24 protein-coding genes are annotated in these 26,539 nt (G+C 64.2%); 2 read left to right on the top strand and 22 right to left on the bottom strand.

What is annotated here, in order from left to right:
* Window positions 1-70 precede the first annotated feature (70 nt).
* From dnaE to CXY71_RS21295, 9 genes are all read right to left on the bottom strand, one after another.
* The gene (dnaE, locus tag CXY71_RS18855; RefSeq protein ID WP_255411407.1) at window positions 71-3,601 is read right to left on the bottom strand and encodes a DNA polymerase III subunit alpha; all 3,531 of its coding nucleotides are present in this window, start codon (window positions 3,599-3,601) and stop codon (window positions 71-73) included.
* Window positions 3,602-3,676: 75 nt separating this feature from the next.
* Window positions 3,677-4,609 (bottom strand): RluA family pseudouridine synthase, encoded by a 933-nt coding sequence (locus CXY71_RS18850; protein ID WP_104139160.1) that lies wholly within the window; start codon window positions 4,607-4,609, stop codon window positions 3,677-3,679.
* Window positions 4,606-5,253 carry a signal peptidase II gene (lspA, locus tag CXY71_RS18845; RefSeq protein WP_104139157.1) on the bottom strand — a complete coding sequence of 216 codons (648 nt, stop codon included), beginning with the start codon at window positions 5,251-5,253 and terminating at the stop codon, window positions 4,606-4,608. The genes CXY71_RS18850 and lspA overlap by 4 nt, the downstream gene beginning before the upstream one ends.
* Complete coding sequence (locus tag CXY71_RS18840; protein ID WP_104139154.1) at window positions 5,243-5,863, bottom strand: DivIVA domain-containing protein; 621 nt, start codon at window positions 5,861-5,863, stop codon at window positions 5,243-5,245. Before CXY71_RS18840 ends, lspA begins: the two co-directional genes overlap by 11 nt.
* A 189-nt stretch (window positions 5,864-6,052) precedes the next feature.
* Window positions 6,053-6,346, bottom strand: coding sequence for a YggT family protein (locus CXY71_RS18835; RefSeq protein ID WP_233198482.1), 294 nt, complete (start codon window positions 6,344-6,346; stop codon window positions 6,053-6,055).
* Between the two features lie 8 nt (window positions 6,347-6,354).
* A complete protein-coding gene (locus CXY71_RS18830; RefSeq protein WP_104139151.1) occupies window positions 6,355-6,888 on the bottom strand; it encodes a cell division protein SepF in 534 nt (177 codons plus the stop codon).
* Between the two features lie 32 nt (window positions 6,889-6,920).
* Window positions 6,921-7,634 carry a YggS family pyridoxal phosphate-dependent enzyme gene (locus CXY71_RS18825; protein ID WP_104139148.1) on the bottom strand — a complete coding sequence of 238 codons (714 nt, stop codon included), beginning with the start codon at window positions 7,632-7,634 and terminating at the stop codon, window positions 6,921-6,923.
* Between the two features lie 80 nt (window positions 7,635-7,714).
* On the bottom strand, window positions 7,715-8,905 hold the full coding sequence (gene ftsZ / locus CXY71_RS18820) for a cell division protein FtsZ (RefSeq protein ID WP_104139145.1): 1,191 nt from the start codon (window positions 8,903-8,905) through the stop codon (window positions 7,715-7,717).
* A gap of 287 nt (window positions 8,906-9,192) precedes the next feature.
* Complete coding sequence (locus CXY71_RS21295) at window positions 9,193-10,008, bottom strand: FtsQ-type POTRA domain-containing protein (protein WP_158253162.1); 816 nt, start codon at window positions 10,006-10,008, stop codon at window positions 9,193-9,195.
* Between the two features lie 157 nt (window positions 10,009-10,165).
* On the opposite strand from CXY71_RS21295, the gene CXY71_RS21290 reads away from it, so the two are divergent.
* A complete protein-coding gene (locus tag CXY71_RS21290; RefSeq protein ID WP_158253161.1) occupies window positions 10,166-10,405 on the top strand; it encodes a hypothetical protein in 240 nt (79 codons plus the stop codon).
* Window positions 10,406-10,519: 114 nt separating this feature from the next.
* On the opposite strand, the gene murC is transcribed toward CXY71_RS21290, so the two are convergent.
* From murC to CXY71_RS18755, 12 genes are all read right to left on the bottom strand, one after another.
* On the bottom strand, window positions 10,520-11,941 hold the full coding sequence (gene murC, locus CXY71_RS18810; protein WP_104139139.1) for a UDP-N-acetylmuramate--L-alanine ligase: 1,422 nt from the start codon (window positions 11,939-11,941) through the stop codon (window positions 10,520-10,522).
* Between the two features lie 74 nt (window positions 11,942-12,015).
* Window positions 12,016-13,089 carry a glycosyltransferase gene (locus CXY71_RS18805; RefSeq protein WP_104139136.1) on the bottom strand — a complete coding sequence of 358 codons (1,074 nt, stop codon included), beginning with the start codon at window positions 13,087-13,089 and terminating at the stop codon, window positions 12,016-12,018.
* Entirely contained in the window at window positions 13,086-14,444 is a 1,359-nt protein-coding gene (ftsW, locus tag CXY71_RS18800; RefSeq protein ID WP_233198481.1) for a putative lipid II flippase FtsW, read from the bottom strand. Before ftsW ends, CXY71_RS18805 begins: the two co-directional genes overlap by 4 nt.
* A 14-nt stretch (window positions 14,445-14,458) precedes the next feature.
* Window positions 14,459-15,958 carry a UDP-N-acetylmuramoyl-L-alanine--D-glutamate ligase gene (murD, locus tag CXY71_RS18795; protein WP_233198480.1) on the bottom strand — a complete coding sequence of 500 codons (1,500 nt, stop codon included), beginning with the start codon at window positions 15,956-15,958 and terminating at the stop codon, window positions 14,459-14,461.
* Window positions 15,958-17,049: a phospho-N-acetylmuramoyl-pentapeptide-transferase gene (gene mraY, locus CXY71_RS18790; protein ID WP_104139129.1), complete on the bottom strand. Its 1,092-nt coding sequence runs from the start codon at window positions 17,047-17,049 to the stop codon at window positions 15,958-15,960. The genes murD and mraY overlap by 1 nt, the downstream gene beginning before the upstream one ends.
* Window positions 17,046-18,455, bottom strand: coding sequence for a UDP-N-acetylmuramoyl-tripeptide--D-alanyl-D-alanine ligase (gene murF, locus CXY71_RS18785; protein WP_104139126.1), 1,410 nt, complete (start codon window positions 18,453-18,455; stop codon window positions 17,046-17,048). The genes mraY and murF overlap by 4 nt, the downstream gene beginning before the upstream one ends.
* A complete protein-coding gene (locus tag CXY71_RS18780) occupies window positions 18,456-20,000 on the bottom strand; it encodes a Mur ligase family protein (RefSeq protein ID WP_104139123.1) in 1,545 nt (514 codons plus the stop codon).
* 15 nt (window positions 20,001-20,015) lie between these two features.
* Complete coding sequence (locus tag CXY71_RS18775) at window positions 20,016-21,824, bottom strand: penicillin-binding protein 2 (RefSeq protein WP_104139120.1); 1,809 nt, start codon at window positions 21,822-21,824, stop codon at window positions 20,016-20,018.
* A gap of 27 nt (window positions 21,825-21,851) precedes the next feature.
* Window positions 21,852-22,409, bottom strand: coding sequence for a hypothetical protein (locus CXY71_RS18770; RefSeq protein WP_104139116.1), 558 nt, complete (start codon window positions 22,407-22,409; stop codon window positions 21,852-21,854).
* Window positions 22,406-23,362: a 16S rRNA (cytosine(1402)-N(4))-methyltransferase RsmH gene (gene rsmH, locus CXY71_RS18765; RefSeq protein ID WP_104139114.1), complete on the bottom strand. Its 957-nt coding sequence runs from the start codon at window positions 23,360-23,362 to the stop codon at window positions 22,406-22,408. The genes CXY71_RS18770 and rsmH overlap by 4 nt, the downstream gene beginning before the upstream one ends.
* A gap of 99 nt (window positions 23,363-23,461) precedes the next feature.
* On the bottom strand, window positions 23,462-23,893 hold the full coding sequence (gene mraZ / locus CXY71_RS18760; RefSeq protein ID WP_092339873.1) for a division/cell wall cluster transcriptional repressor MraZ: 432 nt from the start codon (window positions 23,891-23,893) through the stop codon (window positions 23,462-23,464).
* Window positions 23,894-24,227: 334 nt separating this feature from the next.
* Window positions 24,228-24,605, bottom strand: a complete 378-nt coding sequence (locus tag CXY71_RS18755; RefSeq protein WP_104139111.1) for a DUF3040 domain-containing protein — start codon at window positions 24,603-24,605, stop codon at window positions 24,228-24,230.
* 132 nt (window positions 24,606-24,737) lie between these two features.
* On the opposite strand from CXY71_RS18755, the gene CXY71_RS18750 reads away from it, so the two are divergent.
* Entirely contained in the window at window positions 24,738-25,904 is a 1,167-nt protein-coding gene (locus CXY71_RS18750) for a polyprenyl synthetase family protein (protein ID WP_104139109.1), read from the top strand.
* Between the two features lie 109 nt (window positions 25,905-26,013).
* On the opposite strand, the gene CXY71_RS18745 is transcribed toward CXY71_RS18750, so the two are convergent.
* Window positions 26,014-26,355, bottom strand: a complete 342-nt coding sequence (locus CXY71_RS18745; RefSeq protein ID WP_092450557.1) for an Rv2175c family DNA-binding protein — start codon at window positions 26,353-26,355, stop codon at window positions 26,014-26,016.
* Window positions 26,356-26,539 lie beyond the last annotated feature (184 nt).

Genomic DNA, 26,539 nt, shown 5'->3' with positions numbered 1-26,539 from the left:
CGGACATCCTGTCAGTCATCTGCAGCCCGTCCAAGGGCAGCGAACCGGGTCGGCGCAGGAGGCCGGAGGGTCAGGTCAGGCAGTTCGGCCCGAGGATGCTCTTGAGCTCGCCGAACAGGTCAGCGCTCACCTTCACCCGATGCGGCAGTTCGAACACTCGCGCCACATCACTCTTGACCAGTTTGAGTCGCACCTCGGCGTCGCCGGCGTGGCGCTTGAGAATTTCACCGAGCGCGCTCACCGTGTCGGTTGTCGCTCGCGCCTCCCCCACCGTGATCGAGACCATGCTCTGGTCTGACCCCTGCCCCAGCTCGGGCTGGAACACACTGAAGGCGTGCAGGTTCATGCCGTCGTCGCGCAGGCTCACCCGGCCACGCACCACGACGACCGAGTCGCTGATCAGCTCGGGTGCGAACTCCAGATAGGCCTTGCCCATGAACATCGCGGTGATCTCGCCGCCGAAGTCCTCGACCTGGATCATGCCGTACTGGTTGCCAGACTTCTTCGCAATGCGATGCTGCACGCTCGTGATCAGTCCGGCCACGGTCACGGTGTCGCCGTCTTCGGTCGACTCCGACGCGATCAGGTCGGCGATCGTGGTGCTCGCGTGTTTGGCGAGCGGTATCTCCAATCCGGCAAGCGGATGGTCCGATACGTACAGCCCGAGCATGTCACGTTCGTAGGCGAGTTTCTCTTTCTTGCTCCACTCCGGCCGGTCGGGCACCTGTTCCGTGTCCTGCGGCTCGTCGAACAGGCTGTCGAAGTCGAACCCGATATTGCCGTTGCTCTCTTCGCGCTTGATCTTGACGGCCGACTCGACGGCTGACTCGTGAATCTCGACCATGCCCCGGCGGGTCGCGCCGAGCGAATCGAACGCCCCGGCCTTGACCAGCGATTCAACGGTGCGCTTGTTGGCCACCGGCAGCGGAACCTTGCGTAGAAAATCGTGGAACGATTCGAAGCGCCCCTTCTCCTCGCGCGCGCCGCGAATGGCCTCCACCACGTTGAAACCGACGTTACGCACAGCGCCCAGACCAAAACGGATGTCCGTACCCACCGCCGCAAAGAATCCGATTGACTCGTTCACGTCGGGCGCCAGCACCTGGATGCCCATGCGGCGGCACTCGTTGAGGTACAGCGCGAGCTTGTCCCGGGAGTCGCCGACGCTCGTCAGCAGGGCCGCCATATACTCGGCCGGGTAGACGGCCTTGAGGTAAGCGGTCCAGTAGGAAAGCACCCCATAGGCAGCCGAGTGCGCCTTATTGAAGGCGTAGTCGGAAAACGGCAGCAGAATATTCCAGACCGTGGTGACGGCATCCATTGAATAGCCGCGGTCCTGCATGCCCTTCGAGAAGCCTTCAAACTGCTTGTCCAGTTCGGACTTCTTCTTCTTACCCATGGCGCGGCGCAACAGGTCGGCCTCACCGAGAGAGAAGCCGGCGAGCACCTGAGCGATCGACATGACCTGCTCCTGATAAACGATCAGACCGTAGGTATTGCCGATGACATCCCTCAGGGCCTCCTCGAGCTCCGCATGGATCGGGATGATCTCCTGCTGCCCGGTCTTGCGCAGCGCATAATTGGTGTGCGAGTTCGCGCCCATGGGGCCCGGTCGGTACAGGGCGATGACGGCCGAGATGTCTTCGAAGTTGTCGGGCTTCATCAGCCGCAGCAGGGCACGCATCGGCCCTCCGTCGAGCTGGAATACGCCCAGGGTGTCGCCGCGGGCGAGCAGTTCATAGGCGGCCGGGTCTTCGAGGCCGAGATCCTCGAGTACGGGCCGGTGTCCACGGTTCACCGCGATGTTGTCGAGGGTATCGTCGATGATGGTGAGGTTGCGCAGCCCCAAAAAGTCCATCTTGATCAGCCCGAGGGCTTCGGAGGCGGGGTAATCGAATTGCGTGACGACCTGACCATCCGCTTCACGCTTCATGATCGGAATAATGTCGATCAAGGGGTCACTCGACATGATCACGCCGGCGGCATGCACACCCCACTGACGCTTGAGGTTCTCGAGGCCGAGCGCCGTGTCGAAGACGGTGCGGGCCTCGGGGTCACTCTCGATCACGGCGCGAAAGTCGGCTGCTTCGCGGTAGCGCGGGTGGTCCTTGTCGAACATGCCGGTGAGCGGCACATCCTTGCCCATGATGGCCGGCGGCATGGCCTTGGTGAGCTTGTCGCCCATTCCGAACGGAAAGCCGAGCACGCGGGAAGCGTCTTTCAGCGCCTGCTTGGCCTTGATCGTGCCGTAGGTGACGATCTGTGCGACGCGTTCCTCGCCGTATTTCTCGGTGACGTACTTGATGACCTCACCGCGGCGACGCTCGTCGAAGTCGACGTCGAAGTCGGGCATGGAGACGCGGTCGGGGTTTAGGAACCGCTCGAAGATGAGGCCGTGCACGAGCGGGTCGAGGTCGGTGATGCCCATCGCGTAGGCGACCATCGAGCCGGCGCCCGAGCCACGCCCTGGACCGACGCGGATGCCCTGCTGCTTGGACCACATGATGAAGTCGGCGACGACGAGAAAGTAGCCGGGGAACCCCATCTGCACGATGATGCCAATTTCGTAATCGGCGCGCTTGCGCACGTTGTCCGGGATGCCCTTCGGGTAGCGTTTGGCCAGCCCGATTTCGTTCTCCTTGATGAACCAGCTTTCCTCGTTCTCACCCTCGGGGCAGGGAAAGCGAGGCATGTAGTTGGCTTTGGTGTTGAACTCCACCTCGCAGCGTTCGGCGATGAGCAGGGTGTTGTCGCAGGATTCCGGGTGGTCCCGAAACAGGTGTCGCATCTGCGCCGCGGTCTTGAGATAGAACTCGTTGGAGTCGAACTTGAACCGGTTGGGATCGTCGAGCGTCGACGCCGACTGCACGCAGAGCAGCGCCGCGTGGGCGGTGGCATCGTGCGCGTGGGTGTAGTGCAGGTCGTTCGTGGCCAGCAGCGGAAGGTCGAGCTCTTTAGCGAGCTTGAGCAGGTCGGTCATGGTGCGGCGCTCGATGTCGATGCCGTGGTCCATGATCTCGCAGAAGAAATTCTCCTTGCCGAAAATGTCCTGAAAGTCCCCGGCAGCTTTCTTGGCTTCTTCGTACTGACCAAGGCGCAGGCGGGTCTGCACCTCGCCACCAACGCAGCCGGTGGTGCCGATCAGTCCCTGGGAAAACTGGCTGAGCAGCTCGCGGTCCATGCGCGGTTTGAAATAATAGCCCTCGAGACTCGCCTTCGAAGAGAGCCGAAACAGGTTGTGCATGCCCGCGGTGCTCTCCGAGAGCAGTGTCATGTGGGTGTACGAGCCGGCGCCACCGACATCGTCGCGGTTCTGCCCGCTGGTTCCCCAGCGCACCCGGGTCTTGTCCCGGCGATCGGTGCCGGGTGTGATGTACGCCTCCGTGCCGATGATGGGCTTGATGCCGGCGTCGGTGGCGCTCTTCCAGAAGTCGAATGCACCGAACACGTTGCCGTGGTCGGTGATCGCGACCGCCGGCATCCCCTCGTCGACGGCGGCCTTGATCAGGGGTTTCACCCGGGCGGCTCCGTCGAGCATGGAATATTCGCTGTGCACGTGCAGGTGCACGAACGAGTCGGTCGCGCTTGCCGGGTTACTCACGATTGCTCCGAGCATTTGGTGGAACGGTGGATCGGTTGGGGTGCCTAGCTTGGTTCTGGGCCAGCGGATGCCCGGCTAATCTCCGCGCAGCACACCGAGCGCGTGCGTGAGGTCGGCCGGATAGTCGGCGTTGTAGGTAACCCACTCGTGACTGTCCGGGTGGGTGAAAGCTAGCTGCGTGGCGTGCAGCCACTGCCGTTTCAGACCGAGCCGGGCGGTGATCGATGGATCGGCGCCGTACATGGCGTCGCCGACACACGGATGCCGCTGCGCTGTCATGTGCACCCGAATCTGGTGCGTGCGGCCGGTCTCCAGGTGTACCTCCAGCAGGGAACCGTAAGGGAAGGCTTCGAGGGTCTCGTAGTGGGTGATCGAGGGCTTGCCGTCGGCCATCACCGCGAACTTCCAATCCGACCGCGGATGGCGACCGATCGGGGCGTCGATCGTGCCGGTCAGCGGGTCGGGGTGCCCCTGTACGACGGTGTGGTAAATCTTCTGCACCTCGCGGTCATGGAAGGCTTTCTTGAGCGCCGTGTAGGCCGTCTCCGACTTGGCAACGACCATGAGGCCGCTGGTGCCGACGTCGAGGCGGTGCACGATGCCGGCGCGTTCGGCCGCACCGGAGGTGGCGATGCGAAAGCCCGCCGCCGCGAGGGCTCCCGGAACAGTCGGACCGGTCCAGCCGACGCTCGCGTGTGCGGCCACCCCGGCCGGCTTGTTGATGACGACGATGCTCTCGTCGTCATGCACGATTGTCAGGTCTGGTACGGCGATGGGGATGATACGCAGTGGCTGTTTGGGCTGCCAGGTGACTTCGATCCAGGCTCCGGCTCGCAGTCGGTCTGACTTGCCAACGACGGTGCCGTCGAGCACGACGCCACCGGCTTCGGAGACCTCGGCGGCGAAGCTGCGGGAGAATCCGAACAGCTTGGCCAGACCGGCGTCAACGCGCACGCCTTCCAGACCGTCGGGAAGGGGCAGGGAACGACTCTCCGAGGCACCGGTCATGGGCGGGGCTCGGTGGTTGGAGCCTCGGCCGGTGTCGGAGCGGGTGCAGCTAGGGTCGGTGCGATGGTGGGTGTGTCTGGAGTTACAGCATCCGTTTGTTTCAGGGTTGAAGCGGGGGTCTTGCTTTCGGCCACGACCTTGTTGCCATCGAGGCCGATGCCTCGGATGGTCAGGATCATGAACATTGCCATGCTCGTCACGATGGCCATGTCGGCGACGTTATAGATCGCCGGCAGCATCCAGGGCGTTGAAATGAAGTCGATGACGTGGCCGAGCCCAAAACCGGGCTCACGCAGCAGTCGATCGGTTAGGTTGCCGAGTACACCGCCGAGCAGTAGGCCGAAGACGAGCCCCCAGGCGAGTGAGCGGATACGCCGGGCGAACCAGATGATGAACACCACGACGGCCGCAGCGATGATCGAGAAGATCCAGGTGGACCCGCTCGCGAGGGAAAACGCGGCCCCCGGGTTCCGAACGAAGTGCAGTTGCAGCACATCGTTCAGAACCCGGATGACGGAGCCCTCCGTCATCGACGCGACGACGAAGTACTTACTGATTTGATCGAGCGCGTAAACGCCGAGCGCGACGAGGGCTAGAACGATAAGCGCTCGCGAACGCTTCTTCGTTCGTGCCCTAGGCTCCAAAGCCCTGGAAGCTGGGCTTCGAGTTGGAGTCGGCCGACGGGGAGTCGACCGAACTCGCGTCGAGGTCGTGCAGCTGACCCTCGATGTAGCTCTTGAGCTTGAGGCGGTACTCACGCTCGAACGTACGCAGGCCGTCGATCTTGCCCTCGAGCGCTGTGCGCTCCAGATCGAGCTTCTGCAGCTGAACGCGCTGCTGCGTCTCGGCTTCGGCGATGACGCGAGCTGCGGTGGCGTGGCCTTCAGCGATCAGGGCATCGCGCTTCTCGGCGCCTTCCTTGACGTGCTCCTCATGCAGGCGGCGAGCCAGCTGCAGCAGGTTGGTCGTGCCGGCCGTCTCGTCGATCGGCGTCGGTACGATCGATGCGGCCGCGGCCACAGGGGCTACGACGACGGCCGGTTCGGCAACCACCGCGGCAACCGGAGCGGACTCGGCTGCGGTGGTGACGCTCTCGCCAGCCTGGCCGCGCAGTTCTTCGTTTTCCTTAGTCAGGCGACGCAGTTCGACGACGACCTCATCGAGGAAGTCATCGACCTCATCCTGATCGTATCCCTCGCGGAACTTGGTCGACTGGAACCTTTTGTTGACTACATCTTCCGGAGTTAGCGCCATGGCTTTTCACCCTCAAAACTAATATTTATTGCGAACATTTGACTTACCCAAGCAATTGTTTGCTTCGAGCATATGAATGACTTGAGCATTTGAATGACTTGCGCCGATGACCGACCCGAGCTGCCGACGAGCGAGTACGGGCTCGCGACGAACCATCATCGGACAAGGATACATGCCTCGGTGGGGCTATTACAGTAAGCCCGACAGCGACATGCCCACGATGCAGCACAGCATCGTCAGTGTGAAACCGAAATCCAACGCGATAGGACCAATCCGAAGCGGCGGTACCAGTTTTCTGAAGAATCGCACCGGCGGGTCGGTCAGCGTGTAGACGAGCTCTACCAACACGAGTAGGAAGCCCTGCGGCCGCCAGGATCGGTTCACGCCGCGCACGAGATCAACGATGAAACGACCCCACAGAACGAGGAAGTACATAAAGAACAGGAAGTAGAAGAGATTCCCGAGAATCGGTATACCAGTCACACTCAAGTCTAGCCTTGCGCGAAGAAGGAGCTGTCCTCAGCGCCCTCTTCGGTGGTGCTGTCGCCGGAGACGATGACGTGGGACGGCGACAGCAAGAAGACCTTCGCGGTGACCCGTTCGATTTTGCCGTACAGTCCCTGCGACAGGCCGCTCGCAAAGTCGATGAGGCGGCGAGCGTCGCCGTCACTCATCTGCGACAGGTTGATGATAACCGGGATGCCGTCACGGAAGGATTCGGCGATGACCTGGGCATCCTTGTAGGCACGCGGGTGAACGGTAAGAATTTCATTCATTTCGGACGCAGCCACATTCTGGGGGGTCGCAGTCTTGCGCAGGGGGGTGACCGGTGCGCGACCGGCAGTGTTCTGGGCTGCGCTGGAGTGCGCGGCGGTACCGTGGGGCGTGCTGTCGTGCCCACGGGCCGGCACTGCGCTCACGTGGTTCGTGTTGGCAGCACCCTGGGCACCTGCGGGCGCCTGGTACTCCAGCTCTTCGTCTGCCAGACCCAGGTAGACCATGGTTTTCTTGAGCGGGTTGGACATGTCGACCTCCGTGTTGGTTTGCTTCTTCGAGATTAACTGAACGCCGGACGATTACCGGTGATTGCGGTGCCAATTCTTAGGTGTGTCGCCCCTTCGAGTACGGCAGCGGCGTAGTCCTGGCTCATGCCCATCGACAATGCCGTGGCCGCGGGGGCCTGGCTGCGAATCTGCTCACCAAGGTTGCGCACGCGCGCAAAGGCGCGGCGTGGTTCTTCCCCGCCTTCTCCAGCGCTGAGCGGCGCGACAGCCATGAGCCCGAGCAGGTGCACGCCGGGCGCGGCGAGGACCGTGTCGACCAAAGCCGGCAGGTTCGCGGGATCCACGCCTCCTCGAGCTGCATCGTCTGTCAAGTTGACCTGGATGAAGCAGTCGATGGTCGATTCCGCCGAGGCGAGTGCGGCCACGAGAGAGTCCCGATCAACCGAGTGGATGACGTCGGCGTAGGCGCGCACCTGGCGCGCCTTCTTGCCCTGCACCTGTCCAACAAAATGCCAGGTCAGGTCGAGCTTGGCGAGCTCAGCAGCCTTGGACTGCGCCTCCTGGTGTCGGTTCTCCCCCACATCGCGCACCCCGAGGGCATACAAGGCTTCGATCATCGACAGGGGATGGAACTTGGTGACGACGATAGTCGTGATCTCGGCCGGATCGCGACCGGCCTCGCGAGCGGCGTCGGCCACACCGACGCTCACGGTTTCGAGACGGGTGACCAGATCGGGCGCTGTCGCGCCTGGAGTTGCCATGCTCATGCTGCTCGGTTCGTTTCAATTCAGGCGGTTAAGGCACGATTTCCGGGGCCGACTGAGTCGGCCCCAGGATGGATCTCGACCTACTTGAGAAAGTCGGGGATGTCCAGGTCGTCGGCCTCTTCTTCGAAGGCCGGGTCGGCCACGGTGACGCCGCTCGCGGAGTCGGTACCACTCCAGACGGAGGCTGCCAGCTCGCCGTCGCTGTAGCTGCCCGAATCGGTGGGCGGCGCGCCAGCTGATCCAGCGGATGCCGTTCCGGTCCCGGCCGCAATGCCGGCCGCGACAAGGTCGGCCCGCCGCACCTCGACAGCCTTCGCGCCGGGCTCGCCCCCGTCAAAGCCGGCGGCGATGACGGTGACCCGTACCTCGTCGCCGAGGGTGTCGTCGATGACGGCACCGAAGATAATGTTCGCTTCGGGGTGCACTGCCTCCTGCACGAGGCGGGCCGCGTCATTGATCTCGAAGATTCCGAGGTTGGAGCCACCCTGGATCGACAGGAGCACGCCGTGGGCGCCATCGATGGAGGCCTCGAGCAACGGCGAGGCCACGGCCAGTTCGGCCGCCTTGATGGCGCGGTCGGCGCCTCGAGCAGAGCCGATACCCATGAGGGCCGAACCGGCGCCCTGCATGACCGATTTGACGTCGGCGAAGTCGAGGTTGATCAGGCCGGGGGTGGTGATCAGGTCGGTGATGCCCTGTACGCCGGCCAGGAGCACCTGGTCGGCGGTCGCGAAAGCCTCGAGCATGCTGATGCCGCGGTCGCTGATCTCCAGCAAACGGTCGTTGGGCACGACGATGAGGGTGTCGACCTCGTTTTTGAGCGAAGCCACGCCGGTCTCGGCCTGAGCCTGGCGGCGCTTGCCCTCGAAGCCGAACGGCTTGGTGACGACACCGATGGTGAGGGCACCGATCGACTTGGCGATGCGGGCGACGACGGGAGCGCCACCGGTTCCGGTGCCACCACCCTCGCCGGCGGTGACGAACACCATGTCTGCCCCGGCCAGGGCTTCTTCGATCTCCTCGGCGTGATCCTCGGCGGCGCGACGGCCCACCTCGGGGTCAGCGCCGGCACCGAGGCCGCGGGTGAGGTCACGACCGACGTCAAGCTTGACGTCGGCGTCGCTCATAAGCAAAGCCTGGGCATCCGTATTGATGGCGATGAACTCGACACCGCGGAGGCCCAGTTCGATCATGCGGTTAACGGCGTTGACACCACCACCGCCGATGCCGACAACCTTGATGACGGCTAGATAATTTTGATTGTTTGACACGTCCGGCCTCCGGGTGGAACCCTAAACCTCTAGTCGAAGTTTAAAGTTATGCTGAGTATGCAATTCCTGATTACGAAAGTATGCGGGCGACGCGCGCGAATGGGGAGGCACGCCCGCGTGTCGCGAAGTACACACAAAATCCGCTACCGTGACCTTGCTCGGGGCTCATAACCCGATGCTCGCGCTCCTGAATCGCGCCCGCGCGCCAAAAAGCTACTCGCGCACCCGGCAGGCCACGCGCGCGCAGCATCCGCTGGCGCGAGGTGAGAGGTTGTCGACGCCGGAAACTAGCGCAGCACGGCGCTGTCGGGCGAGGAAACGTCGTACTCATTGACCGTGCCAGCCGGGTGCCCGATAAGCAGAGCGGCGAGCACGACGGCCTTGTACTCCGACTTCTCCGGGTTGCCCCAGACCACCCGTTCGCCGCCGAGCAGGCTGAGCGTGACGTCATCCGTGGTCACGGCGGTGACGGAATCCAATTGCGTGCGGATACTTTCGGGCAACACGGCGAGGACTGCGGCCGCGGCGGTGAATCCGGCGCTGTCGACGCCATCGGGTACCTCGATGAGCGGGTAGCCGACGGCACGTTCCGGTGTCGTTTCCACAACGACGCCAGCAGCATCTACGAGGTCGAAGCCGGTCGCTCCGGTGAGGACGCCCACCGGAACCCGTTCAATGACCCGCACCACGAGCGTGTTGGGCGGGCGACTCTCGGTGACGTAACTCTGGATGAGCTTGAACTGGGAGAGTTCGGTCTTGACCTCGTCGGCGTCGAGGAGCGGCAACGGGGTGCCGAGCTGGCCGACAAGCGCAGTGGCGACGGCGCCTGCAGGAATGCGGCTGGTGCCGACGACCTCAATCGTGCGCAGCGCCATGAGCGGCGAGTAAGCGGCGCCGATGATCAGGCCGAACGCGAGCGCAACGCTGCCGCCCCCGACGATCCAAGCAATACGACGGCGCCGAGTACGCCCGGTGAACCGACGCACCTCCGCACGTTCGAAGCGTTTGCGGGCGCGTTGAGCTGCTCGCAGGACCGACCGTGCTGCGCGCGCCCCAGCGTGTCCGCCGCGTGCCAGCCCTGCTGGCGCGGCCGTTGTCGACATCCGAGGGGTTACGAACGTCGCCCAGGTTGCCGCGACCGTCGTTAACCGACGGGTCGTTAGAGCGGCCGGGCCTGCCGGGGCGGCGCGCTCGCCCCCGCCTACCGGAGTCGGTGAATCGGATGCCCCGGCCCCGGGGATAACAATCGGCTCCGTCGTCGTGTCGGAACCATCGAAAGGCCTCGCGGACGATATCGAGGGCCCATTCGACCCACTCTTCCCGCCGATGCCACGCCGGAGGAACATCTTCGGTGTCGTCACCGAACTCGCGGCGGCGCCAGTCGGGCCGTCAGGTTTTTGGTTCGACCCCACAGCCGGCCGGGTGCGCGAGGGTTTCGGCGCCGAAGCTGCCTGGGCAGGCGGCTTAGAGCTCGACGGTTTCGGTGCTGGAGTCCGCTGAGCATCCGGCTGAGCATTCGGCTGAGCATTCGATTGAGCCCGAGATGGCTTCCCCGCCGGGGTCGGAGTCGCCCTGGCTGGGCGATCGAAGCCGGCCGGCCGCCTCACCGCCACCTCATGCGCGTGCCTGTTCGAGCGCGGCGAGCAGCTGGGGAACAATACGGTTGACGTCGCCACAGCCGAGAGTGACCACGAAGTCGCCCTCGCGGGCGATACTGGCGAGGTAATCGGCGGCATCCTGCCAGTCCGGCACATAGGCGACGCGCGACGGGTCGCGGAACCGCTCCGACACGATCGCGCCGGTCACTCCGGGCTCCGGGTCTTCGCGGGCGCCGTACACCGCGAGCACAATCGTCTGGTCGGCAAAGTTCTCGAGCGTCTCGGCGAATTCCTGAGCGAACAGGCGGGTGCGACTGTACAGGTGCGGTTGGTGCACCGCGATGATGCGGCCCTCCCCCACGACGGTGCGGGCGGCCGCGAGGGCCGCGGCGACCTCGGTCGGGTGGTGGGCGTAATCGTCGTAGACGCTAACGCCGCCGACGGTGCCGTGCAGTTCGAACCGGCGTTGGGTACCGCCAAAGCCGGCGATCGCGTCGAGGCTTGCCGCGGGATCGAAGCCGAGCCCCACCAGCACGGCGAAGGCGCCGGCCGCGTTGATGGCGTTGTGCTTGCCGGGAATGCGCAGGGTGGCGCTGTAATCCTGGCCCTGCCAGGCGACGCTGAAGCTCACCGGACCGGTCGTGGTGATGGAGTGCACGCGAACGGTGGAATCGGGGTGCTCGCCGAACGTGATCACGCGCGCGGCGGCATCCGCTTCGGCCAGGCCGGCGGTGACCGTTGCGGTGACCCGCACGGCGCCGACATCGTCGGAAGAGATGACGACGAGCTCGCCGGCCTTGCTGCTGAACTGGACGAACGCGGCCTCGAACGCTTCAAGCGAGCCGTAATGGTCGAGGTGGTCGGGGTCGACGTTTGTGACCAGCGCCACCGCTGTGTGGTAGAGCAAGAACGAGCCGTCCGATTCGTCGGCTTCGACCACGAACAGGTCGTCGGTTCCGCTTGCAGAACTCACCCCGAGCGATTCGATCACGCCACCGTTGACGAAGCTCGGGTCCTGGCCGAGGCCGAGCAGCCCGGTGACGATCATTCCGGTGGACGTGGTCTTGCCGTGGGCGCCCGCGACGGCAACGAGGCGGTGCTCACGAATGAGCCAGGCCAGTGCCTGCGCGCGGTGCAGCACCGGAAGGCCGCGCTCATTGGCGAGTACGTACTCCGGGTTGTCCTGCCAGAGCGCGCCGGTGACGACGAGGGTGTCGGCCGCGCCGACATTCGCCGCATCGTGCCCGATGAATACGCTGGCACCGAGTTGACGCAGCGCCTGCACGTTGGGCGAATCCTTGGCGTCGGAGCCGGTAACCGTGTAGCCCTGATTCAGGAATAGGCGTGCGATTCCGCTCATTCCGGAGCCTCCAATGCCCACGAAGTGCACCACGCCGAGGTTCTCGGGAATGATCAGGGTGAGGTCTGGTTGGATCACGGTGGTGTGCTCTTCTCGATCGAAGCAAATAAAACAATTCGTGCGGGCACTAGGTTACGCGTGCCGACCGACGTTCAAGTCGTGAGTGCCCCGTGCACGAGGTCGAGCATGCGTGCCGTGCCGTCCAACACGCCGACGGATGCCGCCCCACGCCCCATCAAATGCAGCCGCGCCCGGTCACCCAACAGGGTCACCAACTCGCCAAGAACCCAGGCCGGCACGAAGTCCTTGTCATTGATCAGCACGCCGCCGCCGGCGGCCAGCACCGGCGCGGCATTGAAGCGCTGCTCGCCGTTGCCGACCGGATACGGCACGTACACGGCCGGAATGCCGAGCGCGCACAGTTCGCTGACCGTCGCTGCACCCGCCCGGGTCACGGCGAAATCGGCTACGGCGAGGGCCAGGTCCATCCGATCGCAATAGGCAACCAGGTGATACTGCGGCACGCCGGGGTCGACGATCTCAGCCTTGGACCCGGTGATGTGTAGCACCTGCCAGCCGGCGGCCACGAGGGCGGAGGCTGACTCGACCATGGTCTCGTTGAGCCGGCGCGCGCCGAGCGATCCCCCGGTGACCAGCAGCACAGGACGCTCGGGCTCGAGCGAGAAGAACGCGAGGGCCTCGGCGCGGACGGCCAAACGGTCGAGCTCTTCGATTTCGGGCCGGAGCGGCATCCCGACGAAGCGGGCGTGCCGAAGCGGGGTGCCGGCGAAAGCCACCCCGACATGCCGGGTCAGGCGGGCGCCGAGTTTGTTGGCCAGGCCTGGTCTGGCGTTGGCCTCGTGAATGACGATCGGCACACCCGCGCGCCGGGCCGCGAGATAGGCCGGCGTCGAAACATACCCGCCGAAGCCAACGACCACGTCGACCTTTCGAGAGCGAATGACCGCGGCCACGCCGCGCACGGCCGCGCTAAAGCGCGGCAGAAAGGCGAGGACCGTCCAGTTCGGCCGACGCGGAAACGGCACCCGGGGAACGACGATGAGTTCGTAGCCGCGGGCCGGCACCAGACGTGCCTCGAGACCTTCAGCGGTGCCGAGAACCAGCACCGTGGCATCCGCTTCACTCGCGCGAATTCGGTCGGCGACGGCGAGCAGGGGGTTGACGTGGCCAGCGGTGCCGCCGCCCGCCAGAAGGTACGTGGTCATGCTCGGTCAGCCTCAACAAGATTGGTGTCGTGCAGATCATTCGGACTGAAGGCGCCCTCCGCGTCGCTCGATCGGTCGCCGCGGGCGAAAGAGAGCACGATGCCGATCGCGACGAGGGTGGTGAGCAGGGCGGTGCCTCCGGCCGAGATCAGCGGCAGCGGCACGCCCAGAACGGGGAACACACCGAGCACGACGCCGATGTTGACGAAGGCCTGTCCGATGATCCAAACCATGGCGGCGGCGGTGGAGACCTTGGCCTGCACGGTCGTGGCTGCGCGCATGATGCGCAAAAAGGCGAAGGCCAGCAAAATGAACATGCCGAGCACGACTATGCAGCCGATCAGGCCGAGTTCTTCGCCGATTATGGCGAAGATGTAGTCGTTGTCGGCGGCCGGCAGCCACGACCATTTTGCCGCGGAGTTGCCGAGGCCGACGCCGAAGATTCCTCCGTTGGCGAGGGCCCAGGTGCCGTGCAGCGGCTGCCAGCAACTCGACGAGATCTCCCCGACCAGTTCCGTACAGCCCTCGTGCAGAAAACTCGTGATGCGAGTCAGCCGATTGGGGCTCACAATGGCCAGCACGACCGCTGCGCCGACGCCGACCAGCAGCGGCACAATGAGCAGGCGCAGTTTAACGCCGGCGAAGAACAGTGCGCCGAACAGAATGCCGGCCATGATCATCGTTGTTCCGAGGTCACCGCCGAGCATGACGAGAAGCGCGGCGCCACCGCCAACCCCGAAGACCGGAATGAACACGTGCTTCCAGTCGTGCAACTGGTGCTGTTTTTTCGAAAGGATCACACCGAGCCAGATAACCAGGGCCACCTTGATGCCCTCGGAGGGCTGAAACTGAATACCAAAAATGTTGAGCCAGTTGGTGTTGCCGCCGGTGCCGACGCCGAGGCCGGTGGCGACGACCAGAAACTGAAAGAAGCAGGTGATCAGCATCGCCGGCCAGGCCATGCGACGCCAGAAGGCGAGCGGCAGCCTGCTCACGACGAGCATGAGTGGAATGCCGATCAGCGCAAACATACCCTGACGCAAAATTCCGCCGAAGAAGCCCATATCGGCCAGAAAGGAATCGACCGACGACGACGACAGCACCATGACGAGGCCGAAAACCACCAGGAACAGGGTGGTGCCGAGCAGCAGAAAGTAGTTGCCGCCCTCGGCCTTGAACACCCGACCGAGGTTGATTCGAACGGATGGTCCGCCCGGCCCTTCCGTCGCCGGCTGCTCGGGAATCCCCGACCTGCGCTCGGTCTTGCGCGCGCCGGGTGTGGGGCGAAAGGCGCGCGCATTCTCCGTGCTGCCCGGGTTCTGCGCTGCCAGCTCGGATGCGGGCTTACGGGGCACCTGTACCAACCGCGTCACCTGCCCAAGAAATCGTGTACTGCCTGATTGAAGAGCCGGCCGCGTTCGGCATAGCTCTCGAACTGATCCATCGATGCCGCGGCCGGTGCGAGCAGAACGGTGTCGCCGGCCTGTGCGATCGAGGCAGCCAGCCGCACTGCAGCCGTCATCACCTGTTCAGTGTCGCTGGCGTCGATCTCAAACACGGTCAGGTCGGGGGCGTGTCGCGCGAATGCCTCGCGTACTGCGGCTCGATCAACGCCGATGATGACGGCGCCGCGTAGTCGGCCGACGTGCTTCAGCACGAGCTCGGAGATGTCGACACCCTTGAGCAGCCCCCCAACCAGCCAGACCACCGACTCGTAGGCGGCCAGCGAGGCATCCGCGGCGTGCGGGTTGGTGGCCTTGGAGTCGTCGATCCACTCCACGCCGTCGCCGATCGCGACCGTTTCGATGCGGTGTGCGTCGAGGTGAAAGGTTTCGAGCGCGCGGTGGATGGTCGCCGGCTCAACCCCGAAGGAGCGCGCGAGCGCACTCGCGGCGAGCACGTCGGTAATCACGTGTGGGGCGCCGAGCCCAGCTGCGACCAGGTGCGGAACGGTGGTCAGTTCGAGGGCCCGCTCGAAGCGGTCGTCGAGAAAGGCCCGGTCGCAGACGATGCCGTCGACGATGCCGAGGTCGCTCGGTCCGGGCACGCCGAGGCCGATACCGATGGCGCGGGCGCCCTCCTGCACCTCGGCATCCTGCACCATCGCGAGGGTCGCGGCATCCGCTGTGTTGTACACGCACGCGACGGCGGTATTGAGGTAGACCTTGGCCTTGGCTGCGCGGTAGGCCGCAGCGGAGCCGTGCCAGTCGAGGTGGTCGTCGGCGACGTTGAGGCAGAGGCTGGCCCAGGGACGTAGTGCACCGGGTCCGCTGGGCGGCAGGTGGTGCAGCTGGTAGCTCGATAGTTCGACAACTAGCACGTCCCAGCCCTGTGGGTCGCGAATGGCGTCGAGTACGGGCACGCCGATATTGCCACAGGGGGCCACTCGACTGCCATGCGCGGCGAGCATGGTCGCCGTCAGCTGCACCGTGGTGGTTTTGCCATTAGTGCCGGTGACGAGCATCCACTCGGCCGGGGTCCCGACCTTGTCGCGCAGCCGCCAGGCCAATTCGATGTCGCCCCAGACCGGCACATTGTGCTCGGCCGCCCAGAGTAGTACGGGGTGGTCGGGGTGAAAGCCGGGAGAGACGATGATCAATTCCGGATGCTGCGCTACTAGCTCAGCCGGCACCTCACGCAGGTCAGCCTGCACGAACGGCACCCCGAGCACGGTCAACAGGTCGAAGCGCTCGTCGATACCCGGCGACGCGAGCACGAGCACGTCGGCATCGAGTTCGGCGAGGGTGTCCGCGGCGGAAAAACCGGTCACCCCAAGACCGAGCACGGTGACCCGCAAGGCCCGCCAGTCGGCGTGCCAGCTGACGAGCCCGTTCAGGCGGTCGCCGGAAGCGGGGGTTTCAGGGTTCACTATTGAGACAGCCATTCGAGGTAGAACGAGCCGACACCGGCGGCGACGAGCAGGCCGCCGATGATCCAGAACCGCACAACGACGGTGACTTCGGCCCAGCCCTTGAGTTCAAAATGGTGATGGACCGGGCTCATCAAAAAGATGCGTTTACCGTGGGTGATCTTGAAGTAGGCGCGTTGCACGATGACCGACCCGGCTTCCATCACGAACAGCCCACCGATGAGCACGAGCAGCAGCTCGGTGCGGCTGAGAATGGCGAGGGCAGCCAGCGCCCCACCGAGGGCCAGCGAACCGGTGTCGCCGAGAAAGATCTTGGCCGGGGAGGTATTCCACCAGAGAAATCCGATCAGGCCGCCGACGATGGTCGCCGCGACGATGGCAAGGTCGAACGAGTCGGGTCCGAGGTAGCACTTGTACTGGTCGGCGGCATCCGATCCCCCAAAGCAGCTCTGGTTGGACTGCCAGAACCCGATCACGACGAAGGATCCAATGGCGAAAATGGATGCCCCGGTGGCGAGTCCATCGAGGCCGTCAGCGACGTTCACCCCGTTTGAGGTCGCGGCCACGATTAGGCAGATCCAGAGCAGGAACACGGCGATGCCGAGGAAGGTGCCGAGCTTCATGAAGTCCAGTGGCAGGTCCCGAATGAACGACACACTGGTCGAGGCGGGAGTCTGACCATTACGGTCGACGAATTGCAGCGACAGCACTCCGAACGCGCCGGCGACGATGACCTGCCCCAGCACCTTGGACCAACCGCCGAGGCCGAGGCTGCGCTGATGGCGGGTCTTTAAAAAGTCGTCGAGAAACCCGACCAGTCCGAGGCCGACCATCATGAACAGCACGAGCAGGGGCGAAGGGGTAAACGGTCGTTGCTCGATCAGCATGGCGGTGAAATAGCTGATCAGCACGCCAAGAATAATGATGATGCCACCCATGGTGGCGGTGCCGCGCTTGGCATGATGGCTCTTTGGCCCATCGTCGCGAATGAACTGGCCCCAGCCGAACTTCTTGAACAGCCGAATGAACAGCGGCGTCAGAAACAGGGTGAAGGCGAGCGAAAACGCGCCGGACAATAGCAAGACTCTCACGAGAACAAGTCTCCCAGCCGATCGCCGAGGAACCGCAGACCCGCAGAGTTGGATGACTTGACGAGCACGGTATCACCCGGATTCACTGAGCTACGCACCAGGTCGAAGGCCTCCTCCGGCGTGTCGACATACGCCGACTCACCGTCCCAGGACCCCTCGTTGATTGTGCTGATGTGCATGCGGCGGGCGGCGAGCCCGACCACGATCAACTGCGAAATATTGAGACGCACGGCGAGCAGACCGATGCGATCGTGCTCCTCACCGGCTAGTTCCCCCAGTTCGGCCATTTCGCCAAGCACGGCGATGGTGCGCTTTCCGGGGGTGCCAATCTGGGCGAGGGTCTTGAGCGCGGCACTCATTGAGTCGGGGCTCGCGTTGTAGGCGTCGTTGATGACGGTGACGTCGTCCTTGCCGCCGAGTACCTCCATGCGCCAGCGTTCAGCCCTGGTCGTGGCCTCGAGCGCGGCGACGATGTCGACCAGCGTGACTCCGAGCACCTCAGCGGCGGCGGCGGCGGCGAGGGCATTCATAACGTGGTGCTCACCGAGCACCCGAAACACGACCTGGGCGCTTTGCCCGTTGGCGAGGTACAGCGTAAAGGTCGTTCCGGTGCGGCCGGAGTGCAGGTCACTCGCGCGCACGTCGACCTGACCATATTCGCCGAAGTACACGATGCGGGCCGGGGTGAGCGCGGCCATCTGCGCGACGCGCGGATCGTCTGCATTGAGCACCGCGACATCCGTTGCAAGCAGGTCGGTGACCATCTCGGACTTGGCACGCACTGTGGCATCGAGATCACCGAACTCGCCGGCGTGAGCGAGGCCGACACTGAGCACAATTCCTACGTCGGGCCGGGCCAGGCGCACCAGGTGTGCGATGGCGCCCTCGCTGCTGGCGCCCATCTCGATCACGAGAAAACGCGTCTCGGCGGTGACCTCAAGCATGGTCATCGGCGCGCCGACCTGGTTATTGAAGGATCCGCGCGGGGCGACGGTCGGGCCGACCCGTTCGAGCATGCTGCGCAGCAGGTTCTTGGTGGTGGTCTTGCCGTTGGAGCCGGTGACTGCTACAACCTTGAGCGTTCCGGCGGCGCGCACCCGGGCGACCACGACCGCGGCAAGGGCGCCGAGCGCGGCCACGGCGTCGGCGACGACGATCTGGGTGACCGGCAGATCGAGCAGTCGCTCGACGATCAGCACGGCGGCGCCGCGCTCGGCGGCGAGTGGCGCGAACAGGTGACCGTCGGTCACTGCGCCGGGCTTGGCGACGAAAATCGAGCCTCGTTCGATCAGGCGGGAGTCGGTCTGAACCGATCCGCTGACCTGGTCAGCGTCGGCGGCCGGACCGGCCAGGTGCAGCGTACCGTCAACGGCCTCGCTGATCTCGGCCAGGGAGAGGGCGATCATTTATAGCCACCCAGCCGAGCGCAGCGCTTCTCGGGCATCCTCGCGGGCCGAGTAGGGCAGTTTCCTGCCCTGTACCTCGTGGTAGTCCTCATGGCCTGGGCCGGCATACAAAATGGTGTCTCCTTCGTGTGCCAGTGACAACGCCGTGCGGAATGCCGCACGAGGGTTGGCCACCTCGTAGAACTCGCCGTCGGGAACGGCCGCGCGCGCTGCTTCGAGTAAGACAGCACGGATGCTCGCGGCGTCTTCGTAGCGCGGGTGAAAGTCGGTCACGACCACGATATCGCTGCCGCGGGCCGCGATCGCGCCCATATCGGCGCGTTTCGTGGTGTCACGGTCGCCGTCAGCGCCGAACAGCATGATCAGCTTGCCGGGGGTGAATTTGCGCAGGGCCGCGAGGGTATTGACGAAGGCGTCTGGACTGTGCCCGTAGTCGATGTAGACGAGCGGGCCCCGGTCGCCGGAGATGCGCTCGGCCCGGCCGGGAATATAGGCGACGATGCCGCCGTCACGGTCGAGGGTGTGTTGGATGGCCTCGAGGTCGAAGCCGGATTCGACCAGCATCACGATAGCGAGGGCTGCATTCGCCGCCATGTACCAGCCGAGCAAGGGTACCCGGGTGCGCAGGCGCCGGCCGTCCGGACCGTCGAGCACAAAATCGGTGTGGTTGGCGGTTTCACCGACCACGGTCATGCGCCAGTCGGCGTCAATATCCGTGTGGTTGGTGATGGTCGTGACCGGTATGCGGCATTCGTCGGCGATGCGCCGGCCCCAGTCGGTGTCGACGGTGACAACGCCGCGGTGCGAGCGATCGGGCTGGAACAGCTCGATCTTGGCCTGAAAGTAGTCGTCCATCGCCGCGTAATCGTCGAGGTGGTCGTGGCTGAGGTTCGTGAACGCAGCGACGTCGAAGACCAGCCCGTCGACCCGATAGCGGCTGAGCGCCTGGGCCGACACTTCAATGCCGACCGCGCGCACCTCGGCCTCATTCATGCGGGCGAGCAGGGCGTGCAGTTCGCTCGCCTCCGGGGTGGTCAGCGCACTGGTCACGGCGAGATCGCCGATGCGGCGCTCAGCCGTTGAGGTCAGCCCGGAGACGATGCCCAGCTGGCTCAGGATACCGAAGAGCAGGTAGACCACGCTGGTCTTGCCGTTCGTTCCGGTCACCGCGAACAGGGTCGCTGGGTTGTCGGCGGTGCGGTAGATCCACCCGGAGACAGCACCGAGTGCGGCGCGGGCATCAGGGGTGATGAGCACGGGCAGCCCGCTGTCAGCGGCCAGGAGCGCCCCCGCCTGGTCGGTCAGGATGGCCACGGCGCCGGACTCTGCTGCGGCTGCTGCGAAGGTGGCTCCGTGCAGGTGTGCGCCGGGAACACCGACGTAGAGGTCGCCGGGCTGCACAGTGCGGGAGCTCAGGCTCACCCCGGTGACTTCGAGACCGTCGATGTCTCCACGTAGTTCTAGATCAAATTCGGCAACCAATCCCGACAGCGACCGCGGAACGGGATGCTCGGGACGGAGAGCCGACGGCGCCAATTCAGACACGCTGGGCTCGCTTTCTTACCAGGTGGACGGGAGGTCGGGCGCACTCGCGCCGGAGGGAACCGCCCGGTACTTTTTTAAAACTTGGCTCATGATCTCCTGGAAGACCGGAGCCGGTGCGGCAGATGTGTTCAGTTTAACAGGATCAGCGATGCTGACCGAGACGACATACTGCGGATCGTCGGCCGGAGCGAACCCGGAAACCGAAACGAGGTATCCGTTGGAATATCCACCGTGCCCGTCGGGCATCTGGGCGGTGCCGGTCTTGGCTGCGACGCGATAGCCCGGAATGTTCCACTTAGCGTTCACCCAGCTCTTCTGGTACACCATCTCGAGCACGTCACTCGTGTCGTTCGCCGCGCTTTCGGAGAGCACCCGGGTACCCGTAGTATCGGGCACGTCGGTCAGTGTGCCGTCGGTCTGACGGCAGCCCTCCACCAGCTGCACCGGCATACGCACGCCGTCGTTAGCGATGGTCTGGTAGATGCTGGCGATCTGCAGGGCAGTCGTGGTCAGGCCTTGGCCGAACATGGTCGCGTAGCTGGTCTGGTTGTCCCATTCGTCGGCGGGGTGCAGAATGCCGCCGTCTTCGCGCGGGAATCCGGTCTCGGTAGCGGTGCCCAATCCGAAGGCCTTCATATAGTCGTAGCGCTGCTGATCGGTGAGCATCTCGCCGAACTTGGACATGCCGGTGTTGCTCGAGTCGATCAGCACGCCGGTGAGGGTCATGTTCTGGTCCGGGTGCGAGTGGCTGTCATTGATGTTGGCACCGTTGGACGGCAGGTAGCGGTATGGCGCGACGACGCCGGTGTCGAGTGTGGCAACGCCGGCATCGAGAACGGATGCCGCGGTGAGCGCTTTGAAGGTCGACCCCGGTTCGAAGGACTGGGTGAATGCCCTGGAACCGCGATCGTCGGGGTTTTCGGTACCGCCGACATTGTTCGGGTCGACCGAGGGGTAGTCGGCGACGGCGAGCAGCTTACCGGTCTTGGCGTCCTGCACGACCGCGTTGGCCCAGGCGGCCCCGGTCTCCTGTGCCCGAGCGGCGAGGGTCTGCTGCACGAACCACTGCAGATCGGAATCGATGGTGGTGACGACGTCGCCACCATCAACGGCCTCGGTGCCCGTGACGCTGCTGCCAGGGATGCGCACGCCGTCGGCGCCCTTCTCGTAGGTTTCCGAGCCATCGGTCGAGGCCAGGCAGGCATCCTGCCCGGATTCGAGTCCGGCCTGTGGCACACCCTCCCCCGACAGAAATCCGAGTAGATTGCCGGCGACTGCTCCGTTCGGGTACACCCGGCTCGGGCTGTTCTCGGAGTACGTCCACGGAATGTGCAGCTCTTGCACGGCGCGCAGCACGTCGACGTCGACCTTCTGGGCGATGTAGGCGAAATTGGCCTTGGAGTTGGCCTCGAGGGCGGTGGAAATGGTCAGCAGAATGGCGTCACCGGTTTGACCGGTGGCAGCACCGATTTCGGCGGCCGCATCGGCCACCGACAATTCGACTTTTTTTCCGTCGACCGTGCGCTTGAAAGGGGTGGCGTTGACCGGCGACATGGTGATGTTGTAGCGCATGACCGTTCCGGCAAGCACCACACCGTTCCCGTCGACAATCTCGCCGCGCGAGCCGTAGATCACCTGGCCGACCGAACGGTTTCCCACGGAGTCCTTGGTGAGCGAATCGGCCTGCACCACCTGAATGTCGACCAGTCGCACCACGAAGACAGCGATGATGACGAACAGCACGACGATGGTGAAAAAGGTGCGTCGACGACTGGACCGGGTGTTGGTCGGGTTGGTTCGGGCACTGCTGCTGCGCACGCTCATCTGCCCATCATGGTCGACACGGAGAAACTATCGGGTAGTGGGCGCCGCGAGTCCTGCAGGAACTACCGGAGCACTCGTGATCGCGACGGTGCCCGCCGCCGCGTGGTCGGGCAGTTGCGACAGCAGTGTGCTGCCGGTCAGCAGGGCGTTCGGAACGAGGCTGGCCGCCCCGGCCTGCGAACCCGACGCCGATGCCGGAGCGCCCAAAACAGCGCCGTCGGACAGGCGCAGGTAAACGGGGTTGGAGTTGCTGACCATGCCTAGTCCCTCTGCGTTGGCGGCGAGGCTTTGCGGCGACGAGACCCGCGCGAGGTCTTCGCTCACGCCCGCCGCCGTGCGGCCGAGTTCGGACTGGCTCGACTGCAGACTGGAGATCTCGTAGGCGCCCTGGGAGATGCCCACGCTCAGGAGAAGCTGGGCGACGATGATTGCGGCCATTCCGGCCACAGCGGTGAGGGCATAGAAGATGCGCGGGCGGGTACGGCGGCTCGGGCTCGACGAGACGATACGAAAGGGGCGACGCCCCGGTGCCTCGAACTCTTCGCGTTCGACCGCAAACGATACGCGTGCCAGGTTGTCGCTCATGCGGCGGCCCTTCTCAGTCGTTCAGCAGCGCGCAGCCGAACCGGCGTCGCGCGGGGGTTGATGGCCTTCTCCTCGTCGGATGCCAGTTCGGCTCCGCGCAGCAGCAGGGTGAAGAGCGGTTTGTGTTCGGGGAGTTCCACCGGCAGGCCGGCGGGGGCAGTTGAACCGGATGCCGCGGCGAGGGCCCGTTTGACGATACGGTCTTCGAGCGACTGGTACGCCATGACGACGATGCGCCCACCGACCTGCACGCGCTCAAGCGCGGCGGGAATGGCCCGCTCGAGCACGGCGAGCTCCTGGTTGACCTCGATGCGGAGCGCCTGGAAGACCCGTTTGGCCGGGTGGCCCTGCCGCTGAACGGCGACCGGAGTCGCCTTCGTGATCACGTCGACGAGCTGTGCCGACCGCACGAAGGGAGTCGTTTGGCGAGCTTCGACGATGGCCTTGGCGTAGCGAGCGGACAGTTTCTCTTCGCCGTAGTCCTGAAAGATACGCTTGAGATCGCGTTCGCTGTAATCGGCGAGGATGCTCTCAGCGGTCAGGCCGGCGGTGCCATCCATGCGCATGTCGAGCGGGGCATCCTTTGAGTAGGAAAAGCCGCGTTCGACCCGGTCGATCTGCAGGCTGGACACACCAAGGTCGAACAAGACGCCGGCGACCTCGGTGATGCCGAGGCCGTCGAGGGCTTCGCCGATGCCGTCATAGACGGTGTGCACGAGGTGTACCCGATCGCCGAATCCCTTAAGGCGTTCCTCGGCGATGGCGAGGGCCTCGGTGTCGCGGTCTAGGCCGACGAGCGTGAGCCCCGGAAAGCGGGACAGGATCGCTTCGGCGTGACCGCCCATTCCGAGCGTCGCGTCAACGAGCACTGCTCCGGGTTGTTCAAGCGCGGGGGCGAGTAGCTCGACACAGCGTTCGAGCAGTACCGGGGTGTGAATTTCGTTGCTGGCCATAATGCCGGGAAAGTCCGTGAGGCCAGATTCCCCTCCATTTCGTCCTGGCACCGGGGAAGTGTGTCAGGGCTAAAACGGCGAGGAGTCAGGCGCCAAGGGCTAGAAGAGTCCCGGAATCACCTCCTCCGTCGTGTTGGCGTACGAGGTTTCCTGCTCGGCGAGGTACGTGGCCCACGCTTCGCTGTCCCAAATCTCGACTCGGCTGCCAGCACCGATGACGGTCAGTTCCCGGTCAAGCCCCGCATAGCTGCGGAGATTGCCGGGGATGGTGACGCGGTTTTGTTTGTCCGGCGTTTCAGAACTCGCTCCGGACAGGAATACCCGGAGGTAGTCACGAGCTTGTTTGCTCGTGACCGGCGCCTGGCGGATCTTGTCGTGGAGCGTTTCGAATTCGCGGGTGCTGAACACGTAGATGCAGTGTTCCTGCCCCCGCGTCATCACCACGCCGGTAGAAAGTTCCTCCCGAAATTTCGCGGGAAGAATTATTCGACCCTTCTCGTCGAGCCGGGGAGCGTACGTGCCAAGGAACACGCGGACCCCTTTCTTCCGGCCAGATTCAGGTCTACCTCCACTTTACTCCACCTTCAACCACTTATCGAAGAATTTTGACCTGTTTCAGAATTTTTTCGACAAAATGCCATGAATTCATTGGCAACTCATGGTGGAGGAAAAGAGAGCTTATTCGTTCAAAACGGATGCCTCTTGGCGATTTTTGGGCACAAAAAAAGGGCCGATCGGGTGATCGGCCCTTTGGGGCTGCAATTTCTTTAGTTTGGGAGCCCTGTGGAGGGACGCTGCGCTTGCTGGCTGGTGGCGTTACTGGCTCTTCGTGTTACTGGCTTCTTCGTGTTACTGGGCGTTCGTGTTACTGGCCATCCTGACGGCGGTCCCAACGGTCGTTCAGACGATCCATCAGCCCCTGGTCTGACTTAGTCTGCTCCGGTCGGCGCCCGGGTGCAGACGGCCCGGGAAGACCACGGATGGCCTTGCCGGGCGAGACGGCGATGAGAACGCCACCGAACATCACAATGAAGCCGAGAATGCCGAGCCAGAGCCACGCCAGTGCAACACCCGCGATGAGGGCGACAATGCCCGCGACGGCGAGCAGCACACCGACGGCGATGGAACGATAGTTCGGGCGAAGTCGCGACACTCCGACGCTGGCGACAAAGTCGGCATCGTTGTGATAGAGGCTGCGCTCCATCTCTTCAAGGAGTCGCTGCTCCTGTTCCGAAAGCGGCATCTCATTCCCTTCCAGTTGCGGGATCGAGCGGGTGGTTTAAAATTTGAACTGCACAATTTGAACTGCAAAATTCGAACTGGGTAAGGTCGAACTACTCAATTCTAACCCCGCCATGGCGGCTAGGCTATACGGGTGCCTGAAAGCAAACGCCTGGTCGACTTGGTTCAATCTCGCATCGACGAGTTTCTCATGTCCCGCGATTCAATTGTGACCCTGATCGGCTCGGATCTGACGCCTCTGATGGACTTCTCACGGCAGTTTCTCAGCGGTGGAAAACGGTTTCGAGCCCAGTTCTGTTACTGGGGCGCGCAGAGCGTCCTAGCGGCAGACACTGGCCCACATGCGGCCCAGCTAGAGGCGAAAACACCGGCGGACGTAGACTGTGGGCGAGGCGCGGCATCCACTGCCCCAGCACGGTTGGAGGCGGTCGTCTCAGCGGCCAGCGCCCTTGAAATTTTTCATGCCGCCGCGCTCGTGCACGACGACATCATCGACAACTCGGACACCCGACGCGGGGCACCGAGTGCCCACAAGTTGTTCGAAAGTTTGCACGAGAATGAGGGCTGGTCCGGCGGTCCTGTCACGTTCGGACGGGCGTCGGCGATGCTGCTCGGCGACCTGCTGCTCGGCTGGAGTGACGAGCTTCTCGACGAAGGACTCGATGCGGTCGCCGACCGACCTTCAGCCCGACGCGCTCGGCTCGAGTTCAACCACATGCGCACCGAGGTCACGGCCGGGCAATACCTCGACATTCTCGAGGAACGGGCCTGGCTGGCACACCCCGAATCGCAACTGCTCGACCGTGCGCTGCGAGTGATCGTCTACAAATCGGCCAAGTACAGTGTGCAGGCTCCGCTCGTGATCGGGGCCGCGCTGGCCGGAGCGTCGGCTGACCAGCTCAGTTCATTGCGGGCCTTCGGTCTGCCGCTCGGCATGGCCTATCAGTTGCGCGACGACCTGCTCGGGGTGTTCGGTGATGCCGCGGTCACCGGAAAACCGAGCGGGGACGACCTGACCGAGGGCAAGCGCACCGTGCTGATTGCGCTGGCTCGGGAGCGGCTGGACGACCGGGACAGAGTGATACTAGACGCGCAGCTCGGCGACCCCACGCTCGATCAGGGCCAGATTCGCGCCCTTCAGGAGCTCATCACGGCCAGTGGCGCGGTCGAACGGGTCGAAGCTTTGATTACCGCCAAGGTCGCCGAAGCGCTGACCGCGCTGGAAACCGCACCGATCGCCGGAGCCACCCGGCAGACCCTGCTCGATCTGACCGACCGCGTGACGCGCCGGGCGTACTGACCGGCGCAGCCAATGTGATTGGCGCATCCGTTTTTATCGCCAGGCTCGTGCTGAACGGCACGTCGTACTGCGCCGTGCGCTGCTCGCCGGCGGACGTGATTGAAAGCGGTTAGGCCAGCGCCTGGGCGACGCGCCGCACCTCGGCCTTGCGGCCGGCGCGGAGGGCTTCGATCGGCGCCACACCGAGACTGTCGTCGACCTCGAGCAGCCAGGTCATTGCCTGCATGTCGGTGAAGCCATCATCGGCCAGCACAAACAGCGTGCCGCGCAGTTCTGGAACGGGAGCTCCATCACGCAGAAACAGGGAGGGTACCGACACGACGTTGTCCCGCCGGATAGCCAGCAGGTACTTGTCGTCGATCAGGTGCCGCACGCGGCTCTGGCTCATTCCGAGGAGGTTGACAAGGGCAGGAATAGTAAGCCACTCGGGCTCTGAAGACAGATCACTCACGTTGGTAGTTTCCCATGATTTTGGGGCCGGCACAAAACCTTGCACAGCTTTTTATCGTGATCAGTGCCAATTCGCTGCTCCGTGTCAATTGACTCCTCCTCATATTTATGAAAACCTCAGAGAGAGATTGCTGCACAGCAGCCAGTGCTGTGAACTCGATGTCCACACCGAGCGTGATGTACAC

The organism is Cryobacterium sp. Y62 (assembly GCF_002929785.1).
GTDB lineage: Bacteria > Actinomycetota > Actinomycetes > Actinomycetales > Microbacteriaceae > Cryobacterium.
The sequence above is the reverse complement of the archived record's forward strand: the minus strand, read 5'-3'. Positions and strand labels throughout refer to the sequence as shown.

Bases quoted from the DNA above. Each gene is read 5' to 3' on its own strand.
- murF (WP_104139126.1), bottom strand. From the start codon at position 18,455: ATGATCGCCCTCTCCCTGGCCGAGATCAGCGAGGCCGTTGACGGTACG.
- rsmH (WP_104139114.1), bottom strand. From the start codon at position 23,362: ATGGCCAGCAACGAAATTCACACCCCGGTACTGCTCGAACGCTGTGTC.
- CXY71_RS18830 (WP_104139151.1), bottom strand. From the start codon at position 6,888: ATGTCCAACCCGCTCAAGAAAACCATGGTCTACCTGGGTCTGGCAGAC.
- CXY71_RS18840 (WP_104139154.1), bottom strand. From the start codon at position 5,863: ATGGCGCTAACTCCGGAAGATGTAGTCAACAAAAGGTTCCAGTCGACC.
- CXY71_RS18825 (WP_104139148.1), bottom strand. From the start codon at position 7,634: ATGAGCATGGCAACTCCAGGCGCGACAGCGCCCGATCTGGTCACCCGT.
- CXY71_RS18770 (WP_104139116.1), bottom strand. From the start codon at position 22,409: ATGAGCGACAACCTGGCACGCGTATCGTTTGCGGTCGAACGCGAAGAG.
- CXY71_RS21295 (WP_158253162.1), bottom strand. From the start codon at position 10,008: ATGTCGACAACGGCCGCGCCAGCAGGGCTGGCACGCGGCGGACACGCT.
- CXY71_RS18805 (WP_104139136.1), bottom strand. From the start codon at position 13,089: ATGACCACGTACCTTCTGGCGGGCGGCGGCACCGCTGGCCACGTCAAC.
- CXY71_RS18775 (WP_104139120.1), bottom strand. From the start codon at position 21,824: ATGAGCGTGCGCAGCAGCAGTGCCCGAACCAACCCGACCAACACCCGG.
- CXY71_RS18755 (WP_104139111.1), bottom strand. From the start codon at position 24,605: ATGCCGCTTTCGGAACAGGAGCAGCGACTCCTTGAAGAGATGGAGCGC.
- CXY71_RS18850 (WP_104139160.1), bottom strand. From the start codon at position 4,609: ATGACCGGTGCCTCGGAGAGTCGTTCCCTGCCCCTTCCCGACGGTCTG.